The organism is Nocardia vinacea NBRC 16497, assembly GCF_000308835.1.
Lineage (GTDB): Bacteria > Actinomycetota > Actinomycetes > Mycobacteriales > Mycobacteriaceae > Nocardia > Nocardia vinacea.
Genome location: NZ_BAGN01000110.1, coordinates 1 through 10409 on the forward strand (window position 1 = coordinate 1; position 10409 = coordinate 10409).

At 65.4% G+C, this 10409-nt stretch carries 8 protein-coding genes; 3 read left to right on the top strand and 5 right to left on the bottom strand.

Going from position 1 to position 10409, the window contains the following annotated elements; genetic code table 11:
• Both ON44_RS14840 and ON44_RS14845 read left to right on the top strand, forming a co-directional pair.
• Positions 1 to 1476, top strand: a 1476-nt coding sequence (locus ON44_RS14840) for a hypothetical protein (protein WP_040690346.1), incomplete at its 5' end; no start/stop codon positions are given.
• Between the two features lie 155 nt (positions 1477 to 1631).
• Entirely contained in the window at positions 1632 to 3053 is a 1422-nt protein-coding gene (locus tag ON44_RS14845; RefSeq protein WP_040690350.1) for an MFS transporter, read from the top strand.
• A gap of 2 nt (positions 3054 to 3055) precedes the next feature.
• Here the strand turns inward: ON44_RS14845 and ON44_RS14850 are convergent, their stop codons facing one another.
• The 4 genes from ON44_RS14850 to ON44_RS14865 form a co-directional block, all read right to left on the bottom strand.
• On the bottom strand, positions 3056 to 5149 hold the full coding sequence (locus ON44_RS14850) for an AMP-binding protein (protein WP_040690356.1): 2094 nt from the start codon (positions 5147 to 5149) through the stop codon (positions 3056 to 3058).
• Between the two features lie 457 nt (positions 5150 to 5606).
• Positions 5607 to 6515 carry a UbiA family prenyltransferase gene (locus tag ON44_RS14855; protein ID WP_040690351.1) on the bottom strand — a complete coding sequence of 303 codons (909 nt, stop codon included), beginning with the start codon at positions 6513 to 6515 and terminating at the stop codon, positions 5607 to 5609.
• A 6-nt stretch (positions 6516 to 6521) separates the two neighbouring features.
• A complete protein-coding gene (locus ON44_RS14860; protein ID WP_051182034.1) occupies positions 6522 to 7898 on the bottom strand; it encodes a cytochrome P450 in 1377 nt (458 codons plus the stop codon).
• Positions 7895 to 8953 (bottom strand): polyprenyl synthetase family protein, encoded by a 1059-nt coding sequence (locus ON44_RS14865; RefSeq protein ID WP_218007569.1) that lies wholly within the window; start codon positions 8951 to 8953, stop codon positions 7895 to 7897. Before ON44_RS14865 ends, ON44_RS14860 begins: the two co-directional genes overlap by 4 nt.
• A 74-nt stretch (positions 8954 to 9027) precedes the next feature.
• Between ON44_RS14865 and ON44_RS14870 the strand changes: the two genes are divergently transcribed.
• On the top strand, positions 9028 to 10155 hold the full coding sequence (locus ON44_RS14870) for a TetR/AcrR family transcriptional regulator (RefSeq protein ID WP_040690353.1): 1128 nt from the start codon (positions 9028 to 9030) through the stop codon (positions 10153 to 10155).
• On the opposite strand, the gene ON44_RS50215 is transcribed toward ON44_RS14870, so the two are convergent.
• On the bottom strand, positions 10132 to 10409 hold a 278-nt coding region (locus ON44_RS50215), incomplete at its 5' end, for a hypothetical protein (RefSeq protein WP_218007570.1). The genes ON44_RS14870 and ON44_RS50215 overlap by 24 nt on opposite strands.

The window sequence follows — 10409 nt, forward strand, 5'->3', positions numbered from 1 at the left end:
CCGGAAGTCGTGTCGGCACCGAGTGGTCTGCTAGGCGATGCCGCTGATCCGGAGGCGATCCTACCGTCGACGGATATTCAAGCGCCGGAGTGGGTTTCGCCACCGGACGTTCGGCCGCCGAGCTCTCTGCCGCTGTCGGCGGATATTGCGGAGCTCGTGGTGGTGGATGTCGAGGAACGCCTGGCCACACCGCTGCCGGTGGATACTGGAGAACCCGAAACGGTACTGCGAGAGGCTGTGGATGTCGGCGGGCCGGATGGTGCGCCGCAATCGCTTGATGATGCCGAGCCCGCGGCCGTGGCGCTACCGACAGATGTTCGGGAACCGGATGCAGGGGCGCGGGTGGCCGATGGTTCGGAACTTGCGACGGTACGCGCGCCGCTGGACAAGGAGGTGCTGTCGCCGGCTGATGTCGCGACCCCAGCGGCGGAGGCGCTATCGGCGGATCTTCGGGGGCCCGATGTTCAGCCGCTATCGGTCGACATCTCGAATCCCGAGTCTGTGGAACCGCAGGTGGACACTGAGGCGCCCGGGGCACTGCCGTTGCCGGCGGATGTCGCCGAGCCCGCAGCGGTGCCGCTACCGGCGGACGCTCTGGAGCCTGGGACGCCGCAGCTACCGGCGGACGTCCAGGAGCCACCATTGGCGGCGCCCGTCCAAGAACCTGTCTCGGTATCGCTGCCGGTCTACGTTCGACGACCCGACTCGGTACCAGTGCCGGTCTATGCTCGAGAATCCGAGGTGGTGTGGCCGCAAGCGGAGGAGTTGGAGCCGGAAACGATACCGTTGCCGGTCTACGTTCAGCAATCCGCGACGGTACAATATCCCGATGTCGAGATGCCTTGCCCCAGTGGGGATTCCGCTGATTCGGTGACACCGACGACCGCTGTCGAGTTGGCGGCGCAGCATGGTCTGGACATCATCGGATTCGATGGGCCGAATGTCGACAAGTATGTTGTCCGGGAGGTGACGGCAGCGGTGGACGACATGCTCACCAGGTATCCGATTGCCTTGCGTGGCATACGGATTACCGATCCGGACGATAGTGCGCCCGCAATGGGCGGGCCGTCTCCGGTGCTGCCGCAGTCCGATGCGTCGGCGATTTGGATGGTGCTCGATGGTGGGGCCTTGGCGACTCTGGTCCCGGAGGCCGGGGGCACGCGGCCGCGCAGGTGGTTGCGGCGGCGGCGCAATGCCGATCGCCCGGTATACGCAGCAGTTGTGCGTGAGTTCGGTTGTGCGCTCGATGTCGCGGGGGACTTTCGGGCCAGGCATGAGGCGCAGCGCCGACTGATTACCGAATCACTGCGTGGCACTGCTGATCTCACCTTCAACCCACTGGATCCGAGCCTCGCCCTGCTCGATGCGTTCACCGATGTCGCGCTGCACGGGGATCGGGCGGGGAAGTTGGCGAAGGAGTTGCACGACATGCTGGTGAAGATGGCGCGAGCCGAGTCGACCGACCTGTCGGCCTGATCGGGCCGAAGGCCGAGCCTCGACTTGGGCCGGTTCACAAGATGGGTGACGGTCGGCTTGTGTGTTGAGGGAGTCTTTATCGCTGACCTGCGGTAGCTACCGGATTGTTCGTTACCGTCATCGCGTTCGATTGCCCGCGTTCGGGAGGATCAACTGTGACGGAGATCGGGACACGACGATCCGACGAGCGGGCGGGCGGTGAATTCCACGCGTGGCTCGCCTTCACCGGCTGCCTCATCGCGGTATTCATGCAGATGATCGACGTGACCATCGTCAATACCGCACTACCGAATCTCACCGCAGACCTGCGGGCCTCGCAATCGGCGCAGGTGCTGGTTGTCTCCGGCTATTCGCTGGCCTTCGCGTGCACGCTGCTGACCGCGGCGCGGATCGGCGCCATCTTCGGCCGCCGCGCTGTATTCCTGGTCTCGGTCACGGCATTCACCGCGGCCTCGGTGTGGTGCGGAATGTCCACCAGCGCAGCCGAACTGGTAATCGCGAGAATCGCCCAGGGGGTCGCGGGTGCCGGGATGGCGGCGCAGACCATTGCCATCCTTATCGCGAGCTTCCCGCCGAATCGACATCAACAGGTCTTCGCGCTCTACGGTGCGACCGCCGGATTCGCCGGAATGCTCGGGCCGATCCTCGGCGGTGCGCTGGTCACCGCCGATATCGGCGGACTCGGTTGGCATTCGATATTCCTGATGAATCTGCCCATCGGCGTGCTCGCCTTCGTTCTCGGCTTCAAATATCTGCACCTCGGCAGGCCACCGGAACGCGATCGTCTCGACCTGGGCGGCGTGGCATTGTCCACCGTGAGCCTGTTCGCCCTACTTGCCGCCCTCGCGGACATTCAGCAGAATGGTTGGCGGCCATGGCCTTTCGGCGCAATCGCCGCGGCCTTCGCGCTGGGTGCGGTGTTCTTCGTCTACGAGCGCAGGCTGGTCCGGGGCGGCGGCAGTCCGCTGGTGCGCCTGGATCTGTTCGCCGATCGCGGCTTCGCCATCGGTGCCGCGTTGGTGGCGAGTTTCTTCGGCCTGTTCACCGCATTCGTCTTCACCGTATCGATCACCCTGCAGGACGAATTGCATTGGTCCGCACTGCGCACCGGTGTGGCGATGACGCCATTCGCACTCGGCGCGGGCACCGGTGCCCTTGCCTCGATGCTGCTGGTAAAGCGTTGGGGGGTAAGGGCACTCGCATTCGGCATTGCGATGTACGGATGCTGTGTAGCACTCGGCGCGGCATATCTGCGGCTCACCGCAGGCGAGGTGAATCTCGCGTTGGCGCTCGGCCCGGTCTTCATCGCCGGATTCGGGGTCGGTCTGTTCGGTGTGCAAGTGCAACCGCTGATGCTGGCGGGTTTGGCGCAGCGCCAAATGGCCGAAGCATCCGGGCAACTGCCCACCATCGAGCAGATCGGCAATGCGGTCGGGCTCGCACTGCTCAGCGTCGTGTTCTTCCGCACCCACACCCTGGACGGCAGCGTTGTCATGCTGGCGGCCATCGCGGTCGTCGCCATCGCCATGGCGGTGCCGACCCTGGCGTTGCCCGTACCGTCGCAGGAACCCACATAGGGTCAGGCAGAGCCGGTGGTGCCCAATGGAGACGGTTCGCCGGGCTCGGATCCGATGAGCAGCCGCTTGAGAATCTTTCCGGTTTCGCCACGGGGGAGTGCATTGAGAAAGGTGACATCGCGCGGTACGGAGAAACGGCTGAGCCGGTTGCGAATGTAGGACCGGATCATATCCGAATCCAGGCCCGAGCCTTCGCGTTTCACCACGAAGGCGGCCAGGCGCTGCCCGAATTCGGTATCCGGGACCCCGACCACGGCGACCTCGCTGACCTGCGGCAGATGTGCGAGCGCCTCCTCGACCGGACGTGGGAAGACATTCTCACCGCCGGAGATGATCATCTCGTCGTCGCGTCCCGCGATGAACATGCGGCCCGCGACATCGAGATAGCCGAGGTCCCCGGTGTCGAGCATGCCGTCGGCCTCGGCGGGTGGCGCCGCATTCACGTAGCCGTCGAACAGCATGTGGTTGCCGACGAAGATATGCCCGGTGACACCGACCGGAACCGGCCGCTGATCCGGACCGAGCACCGCGACCTTGGTGCCGAGCGGCGGTCGCCCTGCGGTGGTCGGTGCGGTGCGCAGATCGTCGGGGGTCGCGATGGTGGCCCAGGAGACCTCGGTGGAACCGTAGACGTTGTAAAGGATCTCGCCGTAGGTATCCATGAATCGCAGCACGGTAGCCCCGGCCAATGGTGCGCCGCAGCTGATCACGGTGCGCAGGCTGGACGTGTCGTAGCGAGCACGCACGGCGGTGGGCAGGTCGAGGATGCGATTCACCATCGTCGGCACCACGATCACGCTCTCGACCTGGTGTTCGGCGACCAGGCGCAGACAGTCCTGCGCGTCGAACCGCTCCGGCAACACCACCGTGGCACGCAGCGCCGTGCTGAGCTGCAGCCCGGCCAGACCCCAGGTGTGGAACAGCGGGGCCGGGATCAGCATCGCCGCATTCATTGCGAGCGGGATCCGCGACAGCAGCGCTGCGATGGCGCCGAAACCCTTCGGATGGGGGCGGCGCGCGCCCTTCGGTGTGCCGCTGGTTCCCGAGGTCAGCACGATCAGCCTGCCGGGCTGTGTCGGGATGCGAAATTCGGACTGCTCCATGGCGATCAGGTCGTCGATGGTGGAACGCCCCGGTACCGGCGGGCGACCATCGGTATTGAACCGCGGCAGATCGGTGTGCAGATAGCGGACCAGTTGTTCCAGATCACCGTCGACGAACAGCGCCGAAAGCCGGTGGCGCTGCACGATTTCCTCGATGCGCCGCCCGGACAGCCCCGCATTCAACAGGGCGACGTCGACCCCGAGTTTCCCGGCGGCGACCATGGTTTCGACCATGCCCGCGTGGTTGCGCGACAGCAACCCCACCGCGTCACCGGACGCGAGCCCCGGGGCTGCCATGGCCCCGGCCAGCGCATTCGTGCGTTCATGCATCTGACCGAAGGTACGGGTACCGGAGTCGTCGACGACAGCGATCCGATCCGGCGAATGCGCGGCTCCCGCCGCATACCCGCCCGCTAGATTGAAACCCCATTTCGCCAGGGAGCGAACCTGTTTGATGCTGGTCGCGGGGTTGGTGGGCCGCGCGACACCGGTACTCATGATCTGCTTGGCCACACCTACCTGCCGCCGCAGCGGTGAATTCTCGGCATTGACCGCTACCGAGGTGTGTGCGCCGCGAATGACGTCGACCGCGTGCCGCAATCCGCTCTCGACCCACGCCACCACTGCGGCATTGGACTGCTTCGGCAGCAGCGGATGCATCCGGCCCGGTGCGAACAGGGTGATGACGATCTTGGTGCGCTCCTCGTCGCCGCGCAGGCGAACCGAGGCGAAACTGCCGGTGCCGAGGCACTCCAGTTCGAAACTCTCGTACCAGCGACACACCCGGAACCGCACCTGATGAGTGCGTATTCCGGATTCCGGGGTACCGACCCGCACCTCCAGAATGCCGTTGTCGGTACCGGATTCCACGCGTTCGCAGCCGCCGATGCCGGCGAATAACCGTGGATAGGTCTGCGGTTCGAGCAGCAGATCCCAGAGAGCTTGCCGGGCGATCGCGAATTCCGCGCCCACATCGATGATGTCGGTAACCAACTCATGCACTTCTCGTCGGCCGGTTCGAACAGCTCGGGTCGGCGGGAAACCCCTATAAACGCAAGTATGCGAGGCCGCACCCGTGTTGCCCACCATTCACTGCGAAGTTGGAGCCGCGCCCAACCGGCGACCGGGACCCATGTGAATGACCCCAATAATCGCCGGAATCCACCCCGCCGGGCCTCGCGCACCCGCCCTGGGATCGATCACAATGTACACACCCCCCAATGATATTGTGCCCCAATCGGATTGCCGAAATGTTCAGGCAAACCTAAGCTGGGAACACATGGTGATCACCGGGCACCGTTGCCGACACCGTGTCTCGAATACTCACAGGCGCGACACCGAGGCCGCAGTCGGTGCCGCTGGCGTAGCGGTGTTCGAGGGCAGGCCGCGCTCATCCGGTTCGGGTAATCCGATCCCTCCCTGGATCTGCGTGGGCGCGTCCTGCCGAGGATTACGTTCCGAAAGCGAGGATCGCGCTGGCCAGAGTCAAGCAGTACCAGTAGGTATAGAGCAGGTAGGTGGTGTGGTCGGCACGGCGATCGCGCCGCCGGAGTACGCGGTAGGCGATGACGAAGGACAGCAGCGCCGCGGCCACTCCGAGCAGTGCCGCGGGGGCCGGTGCGTCCCGATAGACGAGGAAATACATGGCAACCGGATAGATCACGAATGCCGCCGCGAAGAACCGGCGGCAGGCCTGCTCCCCGAAAACCACTACGGCGGTGCGTCTTCCGACTGCCACATCACCGTCGATATCGCGCAGATCTTGCAGGGATACCAGCACACTCAGGGGTATGGCGATCGCCGCGATCCAGGTCCAGGCCGCCGGCGTCAGGGGAGTCACGATTTGCCAGGCCGCCGCGAGTTGGGCGATCGTGCCCGCGACCATCGCGGCATTCTTGCCCCACAGTGCGCGGGCACCGCCGAAGTGATTGTGGAAGGCCCACGCCACTATCCAGAGCACCGTCCATTCCAGGACCTGCAGTGCCGCACCAAGCGCGAGGAAGGCGGCAGTGACCCAGACCAGCCGCCACTTGGCGCCCTGCGGGGTGACGAGTCCGACGACGAGCGGCCGGTGCGGCTTGTTGTGGCGATCCTCCTCGATCCCGGTCAGTTGGTTGGACAGGTTGAACGTGTAGATGTAAAGCCAGAAATAGACCAGACATTCGGCCAATACCAGCGGTAGTGCCGCGACACCCGCATGGGTGCTCGCCCATGCGGCGACGGCGAAGGTCGTCGCGGGTACAACGGTTGCCGTCAGATCGCCTGCGCTGAACGACCAGCAGATGTGGAACTCACGCAGTAGGCCGCTGGTCAGCATGCCGACCCTGCGGCGCGCGGCCGCTTCGGGGAGTGCGGCCATAGCTATCTACCCGGCTCCCGATGCGGATGCATTGACGGCCACCGGATCTCGACGCCACACCCGCATGCCGAGTTTCGTCGGTGCGGGCAGATGCGCGAGCGATACGGGCACGGGCCGAGTCGACAGCGGAGCGATGCGCCAGCGTGCCGCGATCGTCGCCAGTGCCAAACTGGCCTCGACCAGTCCGAACTGGTCGCCGATGCAGCGTCGCGCACCGGCGCCGAAGGATATGAACAGCGTTCGGTCCGGCTCTGCGCCGATCCACCGATCGGGCACGAATTCGCCTGCCCGCTCATAGATTTCATCGCGCCGATGAATGACGTGCGGACTGACCGCGATGGTGGTGCCCGCCGGGAGCGGAACGCCGTCGAGGGTGGTATCCGCCGAAACCACCCGGGTGAGCAACCATCCGGCCGGATACAACCGCAGCGTTTCGGTCACCACCCGATTGACGACCGGAAGGTTCGGCAGATCCTGGTAGCGGGCCGTGTCATCGTTCAGCACGGTATCGACCTCTTGCTGAACCTGCCGTCGTATCTCCGGATTTCGTCCGAGCAGATACAGCGCCCATGTCAATGTGCTCGCGGTGGTTTCCGCACCCGCGAACAGGAACGTGAATACCTGGTCGATCAGTTCCTCGTCGGTCATCGCGACCTGCGCGCCGGTGGAGTCGGGATCGCGGGCGCGCATCAGCGAGGACAGCAGGTCACCGTGGTCGTGATTGTCGGCCCGCCGCTGCTCGATGAGTTCGGCGGCAACCGCCCGCAGTCGGTTCCGGGCCTGGTAGTAGCTCCGGTTCGCCGGTGTCGGCAGTCGATTGGCCACCGGTGGCAGCACCATCCGCCGGAATATGCTGCCGGCAATTGTCGTGAAATCATCGGCGACCTGCTGAACCGAGGTCTCCGGAAACGACGAGGAGAACATCGTCCGAACCGCAACCCGGACAGTGAGTTTCGACATTTCCGCGCCGAGCTGGATCCGCTGTCCGTCCTGCCAGGAACCGATCACATCTTCGATCGAGTCGACCATGGCCTCGGAGTATCCGGGCATACGGCCCGGTTGGAACGCGGGTTGGCTCAGGCGGCGCTGTCTGCGGTGCCTGCTGTGCGGGCATGTTCCGATGCCATCGCCCGCGACCTCACGGGAGCGATCGTAGAGCGGTCCGCCGCGGTCGAAGGTGCGGTCGTCCAGGAGCACCACCCGGGCCAATTCGGGATCGCAGACCACCACGACCGGCAGCGGACCCAATTGGACTCGGCTGAGGCGGCCGTGTGTGGGGAGTGACGACAGAAATCCGATCGGGTCGGTGAGAAAACGGATGCCGTGACCGAGAATCGGGACAGTGTTCGGAGCTAGCGGGATCGACTCGATCGGGTTCTTCATGCGGACCTGCTCGTCATCATCGCGGCAAGTAGTCGAAGATCCTCGGTGGCATTGTCGGCGGATACTCCGGTGAGGCAGTCCAACGCGGCGTCGAGCTCCCGCCTAGCTTCCCGCTCCGCCCACTCGCGTGCTCCGGTGAGTTCGATCAGGCAGGCGATGCGGTGCAGCGTTTCGGTATCTCGTCCGACGTCTCGATACAACTCGCGCAACGCATCCGCGGTGGGCCCGGTCGAATCCAGTGCGCGCGCGATCGGCGGGGATTTCTTGCGGTTGGCGAGGTCGGGGTACAGCGGCTTACCGGTCACGCTCGGATTGCCCCAGATGCCGAGCATGTCATCGATCAATTGGAACGCGATGCCGAGATGGTGTCCGAATTCGGCCAGCGCTCTGGCTTGTTCCTGGTCGGCGCCACCGGCGATCGCGCCCATCTCGCAGGCGCACGACAACAGCGCCGCGGTCTTCGACTCGATCATGGCGAGGGATTCGTCGAGCCCGCCGGTCTCGCGGTGTTCCAACTCGATATCTGCGGCCTGTCCGTTGCATAGGGCGTCGAGGGCTTTCGACAGCAGCGTGATGCCCGGGCGGCCGACCATCTCGTTGATCGCCATGGCCAGTAGCGCATCTCCCGCGAGCTGGGCGCCGCGTTCGCCGAAGACCGACCAGGCTGCTCGGCGGTTGCGTCGCTGCTCGTCGCTGTCCATCAGGTCGTCGTGCAGCAGTGAAAAATCGTGCACGAGCTCGACGGCGACGGCCTCGGTGACACCCTGTGGTGGTTCTGCGGCCGCCACGGCTTTGGCGGATGCCAGCACCAGCGCCGGACGGATCGACTTGCCGACCTGCTTGCTCGGCCGACCCGTGGCGTCCAGCCAGCCGGCGTGGTAGCCGACGATCATTCGAATCGGCGGGGCAATGCGGTCCAGGGAGGAGCGGTATGCGGGCTCGACCAGCCGCCTTGCCTCGTCGAGCACCGTGGCCGCGGTTCGCGACCCGGATTCGTACCTGGTGATGCCCACTACCCGTCCTTCGATGCCCGCCTCGCTCGTACTCAGTCGCACGTAGCATTGAGATGGTATCAACATTTGGATGGTATGCGCATCTGTAAACGAACAGAACGGTTGGTGGAGAACCGATGGGTCGTCAGAGCAGAGCCGCATTGCAGCAACGCAATCGCGACCGGGTCCTAGCGGCGGCCAAGGCCGAATTCGCCGAACGCGGTTTTCGTGGCGCGACCGTGGATGACATCGCCGAGCGCGCGGACCTCACCCGCGGCGCGGTGTACTCCAACTTCGCTGGTAAGCGGGCGCTGTACCTGGCGGTGCTGGCCGCGGAGGCCGAGGAGGCGCCGGAACTGCTGGATGGTCGCCCGGCCCGGACCCCGGTGGCGGCCATCGGCCGATTCGCCCGGACCTGGGTCGACCGGCTCCCCGGTTCGGCAAACTATCCGGTGGGCGGCGTCTCGCAGCTGCGCTCACCGATGCTGGCCCACGACCTCATCCCCGAACTCGTCGCCGACGAATGTCTGCGCGGCTCGTTCGTGCAGCTGATCAAACTGGACGCCATCCTCCTCGGCTTGGCGCTGGCGGGCCTCGACGGCGGTGACGGGTCCGTATTGCCCGGCCGTTGGCTCGGCATCGCCGAATCGGTGATCACCCTGCTCTACGGCGCGACCCAATTGTCTTTTGTCGCACCGGAATTCGTGGACCGAGCGAAAGTGATCGCCGCATGCGAGCAGATGGTGCACCACCGGATCGACGACACCACCCGGGCTACGGCGGACGCCGTCGCGGTGGCGGGTGTCGACGAACCTTGGATTCCACCACCTTGCCGCGACCTGGTCCACACTGTGGCTGCGGATCTCTCGGGCGTAAACGTTGTCGCCGTACTCGGGATGAACAAGCTCGGCGCGGTCGCGGATATCCTGCGTGTCCAGCCCAGCGGAGGTCGCACCACGATCGCGATGGCCACCGCCGACGGAACGGAGGTGGCACAGCTGGCTCGCCTCGCGGTCAGCGATATCAGCCGATCGCTGCGCGGCGCATTTCCGTGCCCCGCGGTTCCCGGCATGCAGGTGGTTCTGGACGAATCCGGCAAAATCGCACGCGCGTGCGGAGTCGATATCGTCGACGACGACACCGAGAGTGCGGTATTCGTCGACGGCGAACGGATAGTGGCGCGGGCGACGGGCGCGGGTGCCTGTCAGGCGCTGGCGAAAACGTTCGACACCCTGGAAGACTCACGCTCGGTCCGGAGCCGATGAACTCGCGTATTCGGTTGCGGCGGCCTTGCCTGCGCCCCGGCCCTCGGCCCGCGTCGTGATGCGGCCGTTCTCGACGAGGACCGCGAACTCGGAATTGTCGTCGACCCGCTCGAATCCGCATGCGGCCGCGAGTGTTCCGGCATCATCGACGATCACCTGTAGCCGAGGTAGCGCCGAGGCCGGAAACGCATGGCGCAATGACCGGCAGATATCCGCAATCGGCCAGCCGCGCCAGCGGTGCGAGTTCCGCGGGA

Bases quoted from the DNA above. Each gene is read 5' to 3' on its own strand.
- ON44_RS14855 (WP_040690351.1), bottom strand. From the start codon at position 6,515: ATGGCCGCACTCCCCGAAGCGGCCGCGCGCCGCAGGGTCGGCATGCTG.
- ON44_RS14870 (WP_040690353.1), top strand. From the start codon at position 9,028: ATGGGTCGTCAGAGCAGAGCCGCATTGCAGCAACGCAATCGCGACCGG.
- ON44_RS14860 (WP_051182034.1), bottom strand. From the start codon at position 7,898: ATGAAGAACCCGATCGAGTCGATCCCGCTAGCTCCGAACACTGTCCCG.